Annotated in this window: 13 protein-coding genes; 12 read left to right on the forward strand and 1 reads right to left on the reverse strand. The window is 69.5% G+C overall.

The genetic code is table 11. The annotated features are described in order from the left end of the window. Positions 1-116: 116 nt before the first annotated feature. The 9 genes from hppD to OG738_RS23320 all read left to right on the forward strand — a co-directional run bounded on the left by hppD (position 117) and on the right by OG738_RS23320 (position 10,745). A complete protein-coding gene (gene hppD, locus OG738_RS23280; RefSeq protein ID WP_329044066.1) occupies positions 117-1,199 on the forward strand; it encodes a 4-hydroxyphenylpyruvate dioxygenase in 1,083 nt (360 codons plus the stop codon). A 31-nt stretch (positions 1,200-1,230) separates the two neighbouring features. Then, complete coding sequence (locus OG738_RS23285) at positions 1,231-2,505, forward strand: NAD(P)/FAD-dependent oxidoreductase (protein WP_329044067.1); 1,275 nt, start codon at positions 1,231-1,233, stop codon at positions 2,503-2,505. A 35-nt stretch (positions 2,506-2,540) separates the two neighbouring features. Continuing rightward, positions 2,541-4,298, forward strand: a complete 1,758-nt coding sequence (locus OG738_RS23290; protein WP_329044070.1) for a non-ribosomal peptide synthetase — start codon at positions 2,541-2,543, stop codon at positions 4,296-4,298. Positions 4,299-4,314: 16 nt separating this feature from the next. After that, positions 4,315-4,539 carry an MbtH family protein gene (locus OG738_RS23295; protein WP_329044071.1) on the forward strand — a complete coding sequence of 75 codons (225 nt, stop codon included), beginning with the start codon at positions 4,315-4,317 and terminating at the stop codon, positions 4,537-4,539. Positions 4,540-4,716: 177 nt separating this feature from the next. Then, the gene (locus tag OG738_RS23300; protein ID WP_329044072.1) at positions 4,717-4,980 is read left to right on the forward strand and encodes an acyl carrier protein; all 264 of its coding nucleotides are present in this window, start codon (positions 4,717-4,719) and stop codon (positions 4,978-4,980) included. A 25-nt stretch (positions 4,981-5,005) separates the two neighbouring features. Further along, positions 5,006-6,847 carry an asparagine synthase (glutamine-hydrolyzing) gene (asnB, locus tag OG738_RS23305; RefSeq protein ID WP_329044074.1) on the forward strand — a complete coding sequence of 614 codons (1,842 nt, stop codon included), beginning with the start codon at positions 5,006-5,008 and terminating at the stop codon, positions 6,845-6,847. A gap of 17 nt (positions 6,848-6,864) precedes the next feature. Continuing rightward, the gene (locus OG738_RS23310; protein ID WP_329044075.1) at positions 6,865-7,839 is read left to right on the forward strand and encodes an AfsA-related hotdog domain-containing protein; all 975 of its coding nucleotides are present in this window, start codon (positions 6,865-6,867) and stop codon (positions 7,837-7,839) included. Between the two features lie 75 nt (positions 7,840-7,914). After that, the gene (locus tag OG738_RS23315) at positions 7,915-9,363 is read left to right on the forward strand and encodes a multicopper oxidase family protein (RefSeq protein WP_329044077.1); all 1,449 of its coding nucleotides are present in this window, start codon (positions 7,915-7,917) and stop codon (positions 9,361-9,363) included. A gap of 38 nt (positions 9,364-9,401) precedes the next feature. Further along, entirely contained in the window at positions 9,402-10,745 is a 1,344-nt protein-coding gene (locus OG738_RS23320) for an extracellular solute-binding protein (protein WP_329044078.1), read from the forward strand. A 125-nt stretch (positions 10,746-10,870) separates the two neighbouring features. Here the strand turns inward: OG738_RS23320 and OG738_RS23325 are convergent, their stop codons facing one another. Next, on the reverse strand, positions 10,871-12,268 hold the full coding sequence (locus OG738_RS23325) for an FAD-dependent oxidoreductase (RefSeq protein WP_329044079.1): 1,398 nt from the start codon (positions 12,266-12,268) through the stop codon (positions 10,871-10,873). Between the two features lie 310 nt (positions 12,269-12,578). Between OG738_RS23325 and OG738_RS23330 the strand changes: the two genes are divergently transcribed. The 3 genes from OG738_RS23330 to OG738_RS23340 all read left to right on the forward strand — a co-directional run bounded on the left by OG738_RS23330 (position 12,579) and on the right by OG738_RS23340 (position 16,940). Then, complete coding sequence (locus OG738_RS23330; protein ID WP_329044080.1) at positions 12,579-14,111, forward strand: MFS transporter; 1,533 nt, start codon at positions 12,579-12,581, stop codon at positions 14,109-14,111. Between the two features lie 239 nt (positions 14,112-14,350). Then, positions 14,351-15,547: an acyltransferase family protein gene (locus OG738_RS23335; RefSeq protein ID WP_329044081.1), complete on the forward strand. Its 1,197-nt coding sequence runs from the start codon at positions 14,351-14,353 to the stop codon at positions 15,545-15,547. A gap of 199 nt (positions 15,548-15,746) precedes the next feature. Next, a complete protein-coding gene (locus tag OG738_RS23340; RefSeq protein WP_329044083.1) occupies positions 15,747-16,940 on the forward strand; it encodes an acyltransferase family protein in 1,194 nt (397 codons plus the stop codon). Positions 16,941-17,113: the final 173 nt, after the last annotated feature.

The raw sequence follows: 17,113 nt of genomic DNA on the forward strand, positions 1-17,113 counted from the left end.
CGGTAGCAACCTTCTCGTGGGCGCGGTTATCCCAACATGCCGACCGGTCCGGCAACGGGGGAGAAGCAGGTTTCCCCCGCCGGATGTCAAGGTCGGTTCAACGACCGGGAGGATCGATGACCACAGCGCGCACGCAAGTCTTCGAGAACATGGCCGTCGACTACGTCGAGTTCTACGTCGGCGACATCGGCCACAACCTCGACTGGCTCGTCGACGGCTACGGGTGCGCGGTGCGCGCGACGAGCGGCCCGGACGACGGGCAGGCGCCGGTGCGGACGTTCTGCGTCGGTCAGGGTGACATCGACCTGCTGCTCACCGCGCCGCTCGAGAGCGACCACCCGGCGGCCGCCTACGTGGAGCGGCACGGCGACGGGGTGGCGAACATCGGCCTGCGGGTGCCGGACACGGCCGCCGCCTTCGCCGCGGCCGTGCGCGGTGGCGCCCGGCCGGTCATGGCCCCCACCGAGCGGGACGGCATCGTGACCGCGACGATCATCGGCTTCGGCGACGTGACGCACACCTTCGTGCAGCGGCCGGCCGGTTCCGCCGCGCACGACGCGCACGGGCTCGTCGCGGTGCCGGGCGCCGAGGCCGGACCGGGCACCGGGCTGCGCGCGGTGGACCACTTCGCGGTCGCGGTCGAGCCGGGGCAGATCGACGCGACCGTCGAGTACTACCAGCGGGCGCTGGACTTCGATCTCACGCTCACCGAGCGGATCGTGACGGGCGAGCAGGCGATGTTCATCAAGGTGGTGCAGAGCAAGTCGCGGGCGGTCACGTTCACGCTGATCGAGTCCGACGCGTCGATGGAAGCGGGCCACGTCGACGACTTCCTGAAGGACCACGGCGGCGCGGGAGTGCAGCACATGGCGCTCAGCACCGGCGACATCCTCTCCTCCGTGCGGCAGCTCGGGGAGCGGGGCGTCGAGCTGCTGTCCACACCGGACACCTACTACGCCGCGCTGACCGAGCGGGTCCGGCCGGACCGCCACCGCGTCGAGGACCTGCGCGCGCTGGACATCCTGCTCGACGAGGACCACGACGGCCAGCTCTACCAGATCTTCGCCAAGTCCGTGCACCCGCGGAACACGATCTTCCTGGAGATCATCGAGCGGGCCGGGGCGAGCACGTTCGGCAGTTCGAACATCAAGTCCCTCTACGAGGCGGTCGAGACACAGCGCAACCGGGATGGGAACTGACCGCACGCGAAGCGAAGGAGGAATCACGACAATGGTTGGCAAAGACGACTTCGACGTCGTCATCATCGGTGGTGGTCCCGGTGGCTCGGCGACGGCCGGACTCCTGGCGCAACAGGGTCACAAGGTGCTCGTCCTGGAGAAGGAGAAGTTTCCCCGCTACCACATCGGTGAATCGCTGATCACCGGTTCGATGCCGACGATCGAGGCGCTGGGCCTGCGTGAGCGGCTGGACAAGATGGGCTACGTCCGCAAGTACGGCGGTTCCCTGCTGTGGGGCCGGAACCAGGGCACGTGGGACTTCCGGTTCACCGAGGCTTCGGAGTACGAGTACACCTTCCAGGTCCGCCGCGCCGACTTCGACTCGGTGCTGCTGGGCCGGGCCCGCGAGCTCGGCGCGCTGGTCATCGAGGAGGCCAACGTCCAGGAGGTCCTCTTCGACGGTGACCGCGCCGTCGGCGTGCGCTACCAGCGCAAGGGCGACCAGGAGCCGACGACGGCGAACAGCAGGCTGGTGGTCGACGCCACCGGCCAGTCGCACCTGCTCGCGCGCAAGCTCGACCTCATCGACTACCACGAGGACCTGCGCAACATCGCGACGTGGGCGTACTTCCAGAACTGCCGGCGCTACGGCGGCACCCGGGCGGGCGACACGCTGACCGAGAACCGCCCGAACGGCTGGTTCTGGTTCATCCCGCTCTCGGACGGCACGGTCAGCGTCGGCTACGTGACGCACATCGACGCGTACAAGAAGTCCGGCATGACGCCGGAGGAACTGCACGCCGCCGAGCTCGCGGCCGCCGACGAGGTCACCTCGCTCACCAAGGACGCCACCCGGGTGAGCGGCTACCGCACGATCAAGGACTGGTCCTACACCTGCACGAAGTTCCACGGACCGGGCTGGGCACTGGTCGGCGACGCGGCGGCCTTCATCGACCCGCTGCTCTCGACCGGCGTCGGCCTGACCCTGCGCGGCGCGCTCGGCCTCGCGGAGACGGCCAACCTGGCGCTGCGCAACCCGGGTGACGAGGTGGCGCTGTACGACCGCTACGAGCGCAACTACCGCGACTTCCTCAACTCGCTGCTGGAGTTCGTCCGGTTCTTCTACGACCGCACCAAGTCCAAGGAGGACTACTGGGAAGCGGCGCAGCAGAGCATCGACCCGCGGCGCATGCGCCCGCGCAAGATCGACTTCGCGCGGATGCTGTCCGGTGTGTCGGGCACCCGCGACATCTTCGACGGACCGCTGGCCCTGCGGGCGTTCCGGGACAGCGACGCACCCGCGGCGCCGGACGAGCTGGCCAGCTGACGCGGCCCGCGGCGAAAGGTGACGGGAGCAAACTGATGGAGTCTTTCTCGATCCCCCAACGGTTCGCCGAGCAGGTCGCGCGTACGCCGGACGCGGTCGCCGTGTCCGGCGGTACGGCCGGGTTGACCTACCGCGAACTCGACGAGCGGGCCAACCGGCTCGCGCACCGGCTCATCGGGCTCGGCGTCGGTCCGGAAGACCGGGTGGCGGTCCTGCTGGACCGGTCCGTCGACCTGGTGGTGGCCGTCCTCGCGACGGTCAAGGCGGGGGCGGCCTACGTCCCGGTGCACGAGGGCTACCCGCCCGACCGCAGGCAGTGGGTGGTGGACCACTCCGGCGCGGTGGTGCTGCTGGCCGACACCGCGATGCGCGCGGGCGGGCTGCCGACCGGGGTGCCGACGGTGATCGTCGACGACGATCCGGCGACCGCCGGCCAGCCGGCCGGCGATCCCGCGGTGCCGAGTCACCCGGACCAGCTGGCGTACGTGATCCACACGTCCGGCTCCACCGGCGAGCCGAAGGGCGTGGCGGTGACCCAGCGGGACGCGCTGCGGCTCATCTTCGATCCACAGTGGACGGTGGAGCGGCACGAGCGGGTGCTGATGGTGGCGCCGTACGCGTTCAACGTGTCCACCTACGAGATCTGGATGCCGCTGCTGCACGGTGGCGAGATCGTCGTCGCGCCGCCGGGACGGCTCGAGCCGAGCCTGCTGCGCGAGCTGATCACCGGGGCGCGGATCACCGGCATCCACCTGACGGCGGGCCTGTTCCGGGTGCTCGCCGAGGAGGCGCCGGAGACCTTCGCCGGGCTGCGCGAGGTGCTGACCGGTGGCGACGTGGTCGCGCCGGCCGCGGTGCGCCGGGTGCTGGACACCAACCCCGGCCTCGTGATCAGGGCGATGTACGGCGCCACGGAGACCACGCTGTTCTCCGCGCACAACCCGCTGACCGCGGACTACCGGCCGGGCATGGTGGTGCCGATCGGCAGCCCGCTCAGCGACGTGACGCTGCACATCCTCGACGACCGGCTCTCGCCGGTGCCCACCGAGGTCGAGGGGGAGATCTACATCTCCGGCCGCGGGGTCGCCCGCGGCTACTTCGGTGACCCGGAGCTGACCGCGCAGCGGTTCGTCGCCGACCCGTTCGGCGAGCCGGGCACGCGGATGTACCGCACCGGGGATCTGGCCCGCCGGACCGGCGACGGCCTGATCGAGTTCGCCGGCCGGGCGAACAGCCAGGTGAAGATCCTGGGCTTCCGGATCGAGCTGGCCGAGGTCGAGTCGGTGCTGGCCGGCTTCCCGGGCGTCGCGCACGCCGTCGTCGTGGTGCGCGAGCTGGACCAGGGCGAGAAGCGGCTGGTCGGCTACGTGGTGCCGGAGTCGGGCGAGGTCGACCTGGGAGCGCTGCGCGCGCACACCCGGGAGGCGCTGCCCGACTACATGGTGCCGGCCGCGTTCGTCGCGCTCGACGCACTCCCGTTGACCCACAACGGAAAGCTGGACCGCAGGGCGATGCCGGAGCCCGACTTCGCCGCGGTGTCCACCTACCGGGCGCCCCAGACGCCGCTGCAGGAGAAGCTGTGCGCGATCTTCGGCTCGGTGCTCGAGGTGCCCAGGGTCGGGATCGACGACAGCTTCTTCGACCTCGGCGGCCAGTCGCTGCAGGCGATGCGGCTGCTCGGCCGGATCCGGGCCGAGCTCGGCGTCGACCTGCTGATCAACGTGCTGTTCGACGTCCCGACCGTGGCCGGGCTCGCCAAGCACATCGACGACGAGTCCGCCGCGGCGGCCTGACCGGGAGGAGAGGCGGATGACGAACCCGTTCGAGGTGCCGGACGTCAGCTACACCGTGCTGCGCAACGAGGAGGACCAGCACTCGCTGTGGCCGGCGTTCGCCGACGTGCCGGCCGGGTGGACCGTCGCGCACGGGCCGGACCGCCGCGAGGAGTGCCTGGCCTACGTGCGCGAGAACTGGGTGGACCTGCGTCCGCGCAGCGTCGCGGCGTTCGTCGCCGGCCACGCCGGCGATCGGTAGCCCAGCTCCATTCGGGACGAACGACACGAGAGCGCGGCCGCCGGCCGCGCTCTCGTGTCGTTTCGGGTGCCAGCAGCGGATTCCTCCGCAACCACGGAGACGTCATCGGGTTCCGATCGGCAGATGATCGTACCCATCCGTCATTCGAAGGCAGTACCGAAGTACCTGGGAGGCGCCATGACCGCGCTGGTGTTACAACGACTTACCGAACTGATGGTGCAGTGCGGCGACCGGGATCCGGCCGTCGACGTGGCGCTCGACGACAGCATCGGGGACCTCTCCTTCGAGGAGCTCGGGTTCGACTCGCTGTCCCTGTTCAACATGTGCCTGCAGATCGAGAACACCTACCCCGTGCGACTGGCGCTGGACGACGTGCTCGCGGCGGAGACGCCGAACGGTCTGATCGATCTGGTCAACGAGAACCTAAGTCGCAGCGCTTGACGCCAGGGTGGCGGTGGGAGAACTGATGTGTGGAATCGCGGGCTGGGTCGACTTCAGCCGGGACCTGACCAAGGAATACGCCACGGTTCAGGCGATGACGAGAACGCTCAAGAACCGGGGACCCGACGCGGAGGGCATCTGGACGGGACGGCACGTCGCGCTCGGCCACCGCAGGCTCGCCATCATCGACGTCGTCGGTGGCGCGCAGCCCATGGAGTTCACCGAGAACGACCGGCAGCTGGCCGTCCTCACCTTCTCCGGTGAGATATTCAACTTCCGTGAACTGCGCGCCGAGCTGCGCGCCCGCGGCCATCACTTCCACACGCGCAGCGACACCGAAGTGCTCCTGCACGCCTACCTGGAATGGGGCACGGCGTGCGTGGACCGGCTGCTGGGCATGTACGCCTTCGCGGTCTGGGACGCCCGCCGCGAGGAACTGGTCATGGTCCGCGACCACATGGGCGTGAAGCCGCTGTTCTACCTGGAGACGCCGCACGGTGTGCTCTTCGGCTCGGAGCCGAAGGCCATCCTGGCGAACCCGATGGCGCCGTGCCGCACCGATCTCGACGGCTTCCGCGAGATGTTCGACATGGTGAAGACGCCGGAGGAGACCGTTTACGTCGGCATGCGCGAGGTGCGCCCCGGCCACCTCGTCCGCGTCAACGCCAACGGCATCGTCAAACAGCGGTACTGGTCGCTGGAGGCGAAGCCGCACACGGACGACCTGCCCGAGACGATCGGCCACGTCCGGGGTCTCCTCGAGGACATCGTCTACCGCGAGCTCAACTCCGACGTGCCACTGTGCACGCTGCTCTCCGGCGGCCTCGACTCCTCCGCGGTCACCGCGCTGGCGGCGAAGAACCTCGGGCGAGGCGAGGTCCGGTCCTTCTCGGTCGACTTCGCCGGCGCCGAGTACGGCTTCGAGGCCGACGCGGTCCGGGGCTCCGCGGACGCGCCGTTCGCCAGGGAGGTCGCCGAGTTCGTCAGCTCGCGCCACACCGAGATCCTGCTCGACAGCGCGAACCTCGTCGACCCGGCGGTGCGCGCGGCGGTCCTGTACGCGACCGACCGGCCTCCCGCCTACTGGGGCGACATGTGGCCGTCGCTGTACCTGCTGTTCCGCGCGATCCGGCTCACCTCGACGGTCGCCCTGTCCGGCGAGTCGGCGGACGAGCTGTTCGGCGGGTACCGGTGGTTCCACAACCCCAACGCGATCAAGGCCGAGACGTTCCCGTGGCTCACGTCCGGCTCGTCGCGCTACTTCGGCGGGATCGGGCTGCTGAACCGGGGTCTGGTGGAGAAGCTCGACCTGGGGGAGTACCGCAGGCAGCGCTACTCCGAGGCGATGGCCGAGGTGCCGCGGCTGCCGGGCGAGCCGGAGCACGACCGGAAGATGCGCGAGATCACCTACCTCAACCTCACCCGGTTCGTGCAGACGTTGCTGGACCGCAAGGACCTGATGAGCATGGCGGCGAGCCTCGAGGTCCGGGTCCCGTTCTGCGACCACCGGCTGGTCGAGTACGTGTTCAACGTGCCGTGGCAGATGAAGTCCTTCGACGGCCGGGAAAAGAGCCTGCTGCGGGCGGCTTCGGCGAACCTGCTGCCGACCTCGGTCCTGGAGCGGGTGAAGACGCCGTACCCGGCCACCCAGGACCCGCTCTACGAGGCCGCGTTGCAGGCGGAGCTGCGTGAGGTGCTGTCCGACCTGAACGCGCCGGTCCGGCCGCTGCTCGACCTCGACAAGGCCCAGGCCGTGGCGGTCCGGGAGGCCGGTGCGGTGAGCCGGGCCTACGACCGGGGAAGTCTCGAAATGGCGCTGTGGCTCAACCGCTGGCTCACCGCCAACGACGTCATGGTGGACCTGTGACCGAGGAGGTGCGTCCGGTGGACGACAAAGACGTGAGCCATCGGCAGATCCTGCCGAAGGCGTTGGTGCACAAGGACGGCTTCGACGATGTGTTCTTGACCAGCTTCGCGGTCCGGGGCCCCCGCGAGTCGGTGCTCGGCGCGACGCTGCCCCGTTCGCACCGCTTCTACTGCGAGGTGCCGGTCGGCAGCCGCGTGCGGGACCTGGCGACGCTGGTCGAGATCTGCCGGCAGGCGTGCTTCGTCGTCGCGCACGAGCAGTTCGACGTGCCGCTCGGCGGCGCGGCCGACGCGAAGTTCCTGATGCGGGAGCTGTCCGGGCGGTTCGAGGACACCGGTCCGTTCGACACCGACCAACCGGTGAACGTCGCGGTGGACTGCGTGGTCGAGCAGGTGTCCCGGCGCGCCGGCCGGGTTTCCGCACTGGAGTGGGCCTTCACGGTGCGGGTGGGCGAAGTGATCGTCGGCCGGGCGCGGATGGCGCAGACGCTGATGAGCAGGGCCGTGTGGGGACAGATGCGCGACCGGCTGCGGACCGAGCGCGGGGTGCCGGCCCGGATGGGCGCGGTCACGCCGCCGGGGCCCGGGGACGTGGCGCCCGCCGAGGTCGGGCGGGTCAACCCGGACAACGTCGTGATCACCGCGGTGCGCGCGGTCGACGGCGGCTACGCCGCGCTGGTGCACGTGGACCTGCGCCACCCGGTGCTGTTCGACCACCCCGCCGACTACATCTTCGCGATGGTCCAGCTGGAGGCCGCCCGGCAGCTGTCCCTGGTGGCGGCGTCCCGGCGGCTCGCCGTGCCTGCGACGCGCCTGGAGCTGTCCTCGGTCACCGCGGAGTACCTGGCGGTCGCGGAGTTCGACCTGCCGACCGTGCTGCGCGCCAGGTTCGTCGAGGCGGCCGGCGAGCCGCATCCGCGGCTCGCGGTGACGGCAGAGCAACAGGGCAGGCGGGTGTCGGTCTTCGAGCTGACCGTCCGGCCCGCGGTCTGACCCGTCCCGGGTCGGGGGACCCGGGACTCCACCACACCGAGAAGACGAGGAAGCATGCTGGACAGGCGAAGATTGTTGACACTGGGTGGAATCACCGCCGGCAGCGCCATCGGCGGGATGTTGCTCATCCCGCACGCACCGACCCCGGCGTCCGCCGGCGTCGCCGCCGCCGACGACGGCGGCGGGCACACCGGTCACGGGCAGGCCGCGGGCGGGCACTTCACCGTGGGCACGCCGTTCACGCAACGCATGCCGGTCCCGCGGGAGCTGACGCCGAGGACGAGATCCGGCGTCGACACGTTCACCATCCCGATCCAGCCGGCCCAGGCCGAGTTCGTGCCCGGGCAGCCGACGCCCGTGCGCACCTACGCCGGCCAGTTCGTCGGCCCGACCATCCGGGCGAAGACCGGCCGGCCGGTGCGGATCACCTTCACCAACCAGCTGACCGGGCCGACGAACGTGCACCTGCACGGCGGGCACGTCCCGCACGACAGCGACGGCTACCCGATGGACCTCATCGCCCCGGGGGCGAGCCGCGACTACGACTACCCGAACAACCAGCAGGGGGCGACCCTCTGGTACCACGACCACGCGCACGGCCTCGAGGCCGAGAACGTCTACCTCGGACTGCACGGCTTCTACATCGTCGAGGACGACGCGGAGCGCGCGCTCAACCTGCCGAGCGGGCCCTACGACGTCCCGATCATGCTCCGGGACGCCCTGCTCGACGAGAACGGCCAGCTCGTCTACACCGTCCACCCGCCGGAGCGGACCACGATCCTCGCCAACGGCGTGGTGACCCCGCACTTCCCGGTCGCCCGGCGCAAGTACCGCTTCCGGTTCCTCAACAGCGCGACCGAACGGGTCTTCCGCCTCAAGATCGGCGGCGTCGACATGACCCAGATCGCCTCCGACGGCGGGCTGCTCCCCGCGCCCGTGCCCCGGTCCGAGCTCGTGCTCGGCTCGGCGGAGCGCGCCGACGTCGTGATCGACTTCTCCCAGGTCGCGATCGGCACGCAGCTGGTGCTCTACGACGTCTCCGGTGCGGTGCTGCGGTTCGACGTGACGCGGGACGCCGACGACCGGAGCCGGGTGCCGGCCACCCTGCGGCCGCTGCCGTCGCTGGCCGCCGCCGCCGTCGACCGCGTGCTCTCGATGAAGTTCGACCTGTCCGGCCCCGAGCCGATCGGGCTCATCAACGGGCAGACGTTCGACCCGAACCGGGTCGACTTCCAGGTCAAACGGGGCTCGACGGAGATCTGGGAGCTCCACAACGACGACGTCGAGCTCGGCATCCCGCACACGTTCCACGTGCACCTCGAGCAGTTCCGGGTGCTCGACCGGGGCGGGAAGCCGCCGTCACTGGACGACGCGGGGCGCAAGGACACGGTCTTCCTCGCGCCGGGGGAGCCGGTCCGGATCCAGGTGAAGTTCACCGACTACCTCGGCAAGTACCTGTACCACTGCCACTACCTGGAGCATTCGGTGCACGGGATGATGGGCCAGGTGGAGATCGTCGAGTAGCGGTGCACCGCATCCACGCCGTCCGTACTGGAGGAACTGTGTCAGGTTCTGCCGCTTCGACCGGGCCGGTCACGATCGACGTCTGGCTCGCGGGGCACCCGATCCCGCATTTCCACGACACCGCCCGGGAAGCCGCCGAGTCGTTTTCCCGGGCCCACCCCGGCTACCAGATCCGCCTCCGGGAGGTCGGCTTCCGGGAACTGCCGGGTGCGGTCGCGCGCGCGGCGGCGGAAGGCAGGCCGCCGGACCTGGCGGAGTACTACTTCACCGCCACCCAGCTGGCGCTCGACACGCGCGCCGGCGGCGGACGGCCGCTGTTCACCCCGCTCCAGGACGCCATCGGGGACCGCACGAAGATCCTGGGCGAGCCGGTGGTGCTCGACGACGTCGTGCCCGCCGTCCGGGACTACTACAGCCAGGGCGGCCGGCTGGTCTCGATGCCGACCGTGGTGTCGACCGCGGTCCTGTTCGCCAACCAGGACCTGCTGACGCGGGCCGGTGTCGACCGGATGCCGGCGACGTGGCAAGAACTCGAAGCGGCCTGCGAGGCGGTGTCGCGGCTGCCCGGCGCGCCCGCCCACGGCGTCGCGTGGCCCAACCACGGCTGGATGTTCCAGATGGAGGTCGCCGCGCAGGGCGGGCTGCTCGGCGACCACGACAACGGCCGGTCCGGGCGGGCGACGCGGGTCGCGCTGGACTCACCGGAGATGCTCACCTACGTGCGGTGGTGGCGGCGGATGCACGACCGCGGCCACTACCTGCACACCGGCACGCCGCGGGACTGGCTGGCCGGCATGGAAGCCTTCCGGCGCCAGGAGGTCGCGTTCGTGGTCAGTTCGTCGGCGGTCGGGCTGATGCTGTCGGACATGGCCGCCGAGGCCGGGTTCGGGCTGACGACCGGCCACCTGCCGCACAACGGGGACCGGCCGCGCGCGGGCAGCCTCCTCGGCGGCCAGTCGATGTTCCTGACCGCGGGCCTTCCTCGGGAGAAGGAGGACGGCGCGCTCGCGTTCACGCAGCACCTGCTCAACCCGCACCACGCACTGCGGCGCGGGTACACCGGGTCGTTGCCGGTGACGGCCGGGGCGCAGCGGCAGCTCGCGGCCGAGGGCTGGTTCGACCGGCACCCGTACTTCGGCGTCGCGGTGGAGCAGGTCGCCGGGTCGAACGGGACGCCGGCGGCCGCCGGCGCGATGATGGGCGACCTGAGCGGCATCCAGGACGCGATGACCGCGGCCATGCACGACGTGCTGACCGTTCGCGCGGACCCGGCTTCCCGGTTCCTCGCGGCGACCCAGGAGGCGCAGGCACGCCTCGACCGCTACAACGCCTCGTGCCTGGGGAATCCTCCCTCGACGCCGGAGGCCCTCGAGGCAGGCTGAGGCGACGCAACGGAAAGAGTCCAGCCGACGCGCGTCGGCTGGACTTTTTTCGTGCCCGGGCCAAGGACCTGGTCACGAAAAAGCCGGGGCGGACAACGCGTGTCCGTCCCGGCTTCGGTGTGGCGTCAAGCGGCCTTCGGCAGATCCGTGCCCGGTGCGTCGTTCTCGGCGTCCAACCAGGACGGACCGGGTGCCGGCATGCGCGGGGCGAGCCGCAGCACCCGGGCCGCCAGGCCCGGCTTGAACATGGTCTCCGGCCCGGCGACCATGCCGGCCACCCGCAGGAACGCCTTGGTGACCTTCGGGTCCCTGCTCGTGGCGTACTGCACGCGGGCCATGTACGCGTTGGCGAAGCGGGTCCTCGCCGAGCGCTCACCGGGCACCTCGGGGAAGGCGAGGTCGCCGCCCGCGTTCATCTCCCACGGCGTCCGGACCGCGTCCGCGACCACCTTGAGGAACTTCTTCGGCTCGATGCGGCCCGTTCCCCTCTCCCGCAGCATGTCCCGCAGCGCCATCGCCTCGATCGCGGTGACGGTCATGCCCTGGCCGTAGAGCGGGTTGAAGCTGGCGACGGCGTCGCCGAGCACGACCAGCCCGTCCGGGAACCGGGTCAGCTGCTCGTAGCGACGGCGCACGCTCGTCGGGAACCCGAAGCTGGTCGCGTTCTCCAGCGGCTCCGACTCGCGGATCGCGTCGTAGATGACCGACTTCGGCAGCGTGCGGGCGAACTCGAGGAAGCCGGCGGGATCGGTCGGCGGGTGGTCGCCGAGGATGCCGGTCAGCGACAGCACGCAGACGCCGTCACCGAGCTGGCCGAAGAACGCGCCGCGCGGGTGCGCGGGGGAGGCGATGAAGACGATCGACTGCGCGCCTTCGAACCACTTGGGGTCGACCCGGTAGTGCCGGGTCGTGTAGGTGAGGCCGATCTTGATGCGGTCCTCCGCGGGCCGCTGGTAGCCGAGCTCGGCCAGCCAGGCCGGGGTGCGCGACCCGCGTCCGGTGGCGTCGACCACCAGGTCGGCTTCGAGCTCGAGCTCCGCGCCGTCCGACTGCCGGCGCACGAGCACGCCGGTCACCCGGTCGCCCGCCGGGGTGCTCAACGGCCGGAGGATGTCGTGGCGCTCCAGGTACCGGACGTTCGGCAGCGCGGCCACCCGGCCACGCACGTGGTATTCGAGCACCGGCCGGGACGGGGCCAGCATCACCAGGCCGACATCGGTCGGCGCGATCGGCCGTCCGTTGAAGTGCCAGCGGATCCGGCCGATGTCCGAAGCCAGCGCTCCGGTGGCGAGGACTTCCTCGGTCAGCCCGGGGAACAGCTCCTCGACGATCATGAGGCCGCGTGAGTGCAGGCCGTGTGCGTGGTGCGAATGGGGGGTGCCCCGCCGTGACTTCCGCACGCCGATCAGATCGTCCCGGTCGATGACGACCACGTCCGAAAAGGACTCGGCGAGTACACGCGCGGCAAGGGTGCCGGCCATGCTGCCACCGAGGACGACCGCGCGCTCTCTGGTCAGGTTCATCGTGGTTCCTTTCCCGGTATGGGCTCGAAGGTAACAGCGGCGCGACGCCTTCCGGTTATCGTGGAGTGCCGGACCGGCCGCGACCCGGCCGGGTGAAGGTGGCGGCCAGCGCACACTGGAAGATGCGAGTCGATGATCACCGTGTCAGCGTCATTCTTCGGAATCAGAGTGACACCGCCCGTGGTGTCCAGGGTTTGACAACTGGGTCCGTGGCGGAGGTGCCCGACGTGTTGTCAACGGAAGGGGCAGGAACGTGACCGTCGAAAACGCGCCACCGAAAGCGGGGCGCCGAGAATGGATCACTCTCGCAGTGTTGATCTTGCCGACACTGCTGGTCACGATGGATTTGAACGTACTGCTGCTGGCTCTGCCGCGCATCTCCGAAGACTTGCAGGCAGGCCCGATCGCGCAGCTGTGGATCACGGACATCTACGCGTTCATCGTGGCGGGCCTGACGGTCACCATGGGACACGTCGGTGACCGGTTCGGCAGGCGGAAGGTCCTGCTGATCAGTGCCTCGGTGTTCGTCGTCGCCTCGTTGGTGTGCGCGTTCTCGACCTCGGTGCCGATGCTGGTCGTCTCCCGCGGGGTGCTCGGCGCGTCCGGCGCGGCGATCGCTCCGCTGACCCTCGCCATCATCGTCGCCACCTTCAAGAACCCGAAGCAGATGGGCTTCGCGCTCGGCATCTGGGCCAGCGCCCTCGCCGGCGGCGTCGTGCTCGGTCCGCCGGTGGGCGGCATCCTGCTGCACTCGTTCTGGTGGGGCTCGGTCTTCCTGATCGCGATCCCGATCATGGCGGTGGTCCTGCTCGCCGGGCCGTTCGTGCTCAAGGAATCGCGCAACCCGGACGGCGGCTCGATCGACGTGCGCAGCGTCCTGCTGTTCCTGGTGGCGATCCTGCCGCTGGTCGGGGCGCTGAAGGAGACCGCGCGGTCCGGGTTCGGCCTGCAGCCCGCGGCGTTGCTGGTGCTCGGCGTGGTCGGCATCGTCCTCTTCGTGCGGCGGCAGTCGCGCATCCCGAACCCGCTGATCGACCTGACGTTGTTCAGGGACAAGATGGTTCGCTCCGGGATGTCCGTGTTCGTGACCGGTGGTCTGTGGTCCGGTGCGCTCTCCCTGGTCATCGCCTTGTACCTGCAGCTGGTCGAGGGGCTCTCGGTGCTGGTCGCGGGTCTGGTGATGCTGCCGGCCGCGTTCATCGGCATGGTCTGCAACATGATCGCGCCCAAGTTCGCGAACGTGTTCCGGCCCGCGCGCGTGGTGGCCGTCGGGTTGCTGATCGCGATGGTGGGTGCCCTGACGCTGACGCTGGTCGCGCCGCTCGGCGGGGTCGTGATCGTGGTGGTCGGCATGACGCTGGTGATGATCGGGTCCAGCCCGATCGGCCCGGTGACCAACCACGTCGTCATGTCGAACATCCCGCCGGCGAAAGCGGGCGCGGTGGGCGGCATGATCGCGACCGGCGGCGAGCTCGGTGTCGCGATCGGTGTCGCGGCGATGGGCAGTGTGGCGAACGCCGTGTACCAGGGCAACGTCACCGTGCCGGCGGGCGTGCCGGCGGACGCGGCGACGTCGGCCGGCGATGGCATCACCGGTGCGGTGGCCGTCGCGCGGACGCTGCCGCAGGCCCAGGGGACCGCGCTGCTGGACTCGGCGCACGACGCGTTCAACGCCGGGCTGGTGACCGTCGCGGTGATCGCGGCGATCGGGTACACCCTCGTCGCCACGGTGGCGTGGCGCGGGATGGGACACGTCCTGCCGTTCGGCGCCGGGCAGGAAGCGCCCGCGAACGACGGCACGGGCGGGGAACCGGATCCCGACGCCGAACGGGCCGCGGCCTGAGTGCTGAACTGAACCGGGATTCGAACCGGGACGGGCGGAGTCACCGCGCCCGTCCCGGTTCGGCGTTTCCGCGCCGGGACATTCTCCGCACCGGCGGCATGCGCAACTCTCGATAATCGAAGCCGTTGCCGGGCGCTACTCTGAGGTCTCAATGGGGGGTACGCAATGCGTGCAGCGGCGACCTCGCCAACGCGGCGTTCGTTCCTGGTCTCGGCCAGTTCGAGTTAGAGGAGTTGACCTTGTCCGCCAATATCCAGCTGGTCGACGTGAAATCGTCGAACGCGCGCCGAGGGGACCTGCCGGCACTGACCGGATTGCGCTTCATCGCCGCACTCGTGGTGTTCTTCGGTCACGTCATCTTCCCGATCGACCCCGGTAACGCCAATCTCGCGAAGCCGTTCCGCGATCTCGGCGTCACCACGTTCCTCAACACCATCGCCGCCCCCGCGACCTACATGGCGATGACGTGTTTCTTCATGCTCAGCGGATTCGTCATCACCTGGTCCGCCAAGCCGGGCGAGCGGCTGACCTCCTTCTGGCGGCGGCGCGTGGTGAAGATCTTCCCGAGCCACGCCGTGACCTGGGCCCTCTGCATGCTCCTTTTCGCCGGCGCGTACACCGCGAACCACGGCATCCTGAACCTGTTCTTCCTGGACACCTGGCCCAACGAGCTGAGGCTCTGGGGCGGCGCGAACGGCCCGGCCTGGTCGCTGAACGCCGAAATGCTGTTCTACCTGCTCATCCCGCTGCTGCTGATCCCGATCAGGCGGATCCCGGACAACCGGCTGTGGCGGTGGGCGGGCGCTGTCGTGGTGCTGTACGCCGGTGCCCTCGTCTTCACGGTGACGGTCATCCCGGACACCCCGACCTACGGCGGCGCGTACTCGATCCCGCAGTTCTGGTTCGTGTACTTCTTCCCGCCGATGCGGCTGTTCGAGTTCCTCCTCGGCGTTTTCGTGGCGCGCATCGTGCGGAGCGGCCAGTGGCCGCGCATTCCGGCCGTCGTCGTGGGCGTGCTGCTCGCGGGAAGCTACGCGCTCATCTTCTTCGTGCCGTTCGTGTTCCGGATCGCGCTCGTCGCGCTCGTCCCGATGGCACTGGCGATTGGCACCCTCGCGTCGGCGAACCTGCGTGGTCGCCGCACCGTGCTGGGCACCAGGCCGATGATGTGGCTCGGCAAGGTCTCGTTCGGGTTCTACATGACGCAGGCGGCCGTCCTGCTCTGGTTCCGGTACACGGTGTTCGGCGACGCCGAGTTCGGTACGGTCGGCGCCATCCTGCTCATCCTGGCGTTGTTCGCCGTCAACCTGCTCGCCGGCTGGTTGCTCCACATCGGCGTCGAACGTCCGGCGATGAAGCACTGGAGCCGCTCGAAGAAGAAGCCTGTCGCCGATAGCGCGCCGCGGACCGGCGAACCGGACAAGCTGGCGGCGTAGTGCATTAGCCGATGACTCGACTGGCCGGGCGGTTTCTCCGCCCGGCCAGTCGCGTAATACGCAACTCTCGATAATCGAATGCCGTTCCGCGAGCTATTCTGGTGTTCTCGACAGAGGGGTGCGTAATGCGTTTTACGGCGTTCTCGCCGACCCGGCGTTTGTTCCTGGTCACGGCCAGTTTGAGTTAGAGGAGTTGACCTTGTCCGCCACCCTACCGCTGGTCGACGTAAAATCGTCGAACACGCGCAGACAGGACCTGCCGGCGCTGACCGGCCTGCGATTCGTCGCCGCACTGCTGGTGTTCTTCACCCACGTCTCGAAACCGCAGAACCCGGGCAACCCCCACCTGGCGGCGCCGTTCCGCGACGCCAATCTCGTCACGTTCCTCGGCGACAACGGCTTCCGGACCGGTATCGTCGCCGTGTCGTGCTTCTTCCTGCTCAGCGGATTCGTCATCACCTGGTCCGCCAAGCCCGACCAGCGGCTGTCCGCCTACTGGCGGCGGCGCGTGGTGAAGGTCTTTCCCAGCCACTTCGTGACCTGGGCGCTCTGCATGCTCCTCTTCGCGGGCGTGTTCACCACGAACCACGGCATCCTGAACCTGTTCTTCATCGACACGTGGTTCACCGACCCGAGCTACTGGGGCGGCGCGAACGGCCCGGCGTGGTCGCTGAACGGCGAGATGCTGTTCTACGTCGTCTTCCCGCTCATGGTGATCCCGATCAGGCGGATCCCCGAGCGCAAGCTGTGGCTCTGGGCGGGCATCGTGCTGGCCGCGCTCGTGGTCGCCACCGTGCTCTCGCAGGCGTTCCTCCCGGACACCCCGCCGTGGCAGAACACGTCGATCCCGAAGTTCTGGTTCGTCTACTTCTTCCCGCCGATGCGGTTGTTCGAGTTCGCCATCGGCATGATCGTCGCGCGCATCGTGATCAGTGGCCGCTGGCCGAGGATCCCGTTGTCCCTGGTGGGCGTGCTGGCGGTGGGCGGTCTCCTGCTCGCGCTCGTCGTGCCCTACCCGTTCAACATCACGCTGGTCATGCTGATCCCGCTCGTACTGACGATCGGCTCGCTCGCGTCGGCCAACCTCCGCGGCAACCGCACCATTCTGGGTACCAGGCCGATGGTGTGGCTGGGCAAGGTGTCGTTCGGGTTCTTCATGACCCAGGCGATCGTCGTGTTCTGGTTCCGCCCGGCGGTGTTCGGCGCCACGGAGTACGGCACGGCCGGCGGCATCCTGCTCATCGCCGCCCTGTTCGCCGTCAACCTGGCCTTCGGCTGGGTGCTGCACAAGTTCGTCGAGCTCCCGGCGATGAAGTACTGGGGCAGCTCGAAGAAACGGGTCGCCGGCAACGCGCCGCGGACGGAAGAACCGGACAAGGTGCCGGCATTGTGAAATAGCCGACGGCGGCGCCGGCCGGGCGGAATCTCTCCGCTCGGCCAGCGCTCTGCCGGCTCCCGGGATCGTGCCAACGGAATTCTTCGCAGTGGCCTTCCGCACGATCACGGAAGTGTTGCGAAAGGAGACGTGACAGCATGGGACAGCGGGCAAGCGAAGAATGTGCTGCC

Source organism: Amycolatopsis sp. NBC_01488 (assembly GCF_036227105.1).
Taxonomy (GTDB): Bacteria; Actinomycetota; Actinomycetes; order Mycobacteriales; family Pseudonocardiaceae; genus Amycolatopsis.

What these genes read in the sequence shown, in the direction of transcription:
- OG738_RS23295 (WP_329044071.1), top strand. Translation starts at nt 4,315, where the DNA reads ATGACGAACCCGTTCGAGGTGCCGGACGTCAGCTACACCGTGCTGCGC.
- asnB (WP_329044074.1), top strand. Translation starts at nt 5,006, where the DNA reads ATGTGTGGAATCGCGGGCTGGGTCGACTTCAGCCGGGACCTGACCAAG.
- OG738_RS23285 (WP_329044067.1), top strand. Translation starts at nt 1,231, where the DNA reads ATGGTTGGCAAAGACGACTTCGACGTCGTCATCATCGGTGGTGGTCCC.
- OG738_RS23300 (WP_329044072.1), top strand. Translation starts at nt 4,717, where the DNA reads ATGACCGCGCTGGTGTTACAACGACTTACCGAACTGATGGTGCAGTGC.
- OG738_RS23290 (WP_329044070.1), top strand. Translation starts at nt 2,541, where the DNA reads ATGGAGTCTTTCTCGATCCCCCAACGGTTCGCCGAGCAGGTCGCGCGT.
- hppD (WP_329044066.1), top strand. Translation starts at nt 117, where the DNA reads ATGACCACAGCGCGCACGCAAGTCTTCGAGAACATGGCCGTCGACTAC.
- OG738_RS23325 (WP_329044079.1), bottom strand. Translation starts at nt 12,268, where the DNA reads ATGAACCTGACCAGAGAGCGCGCGGTCGTCCTCGGTGGCAGCATGGCC.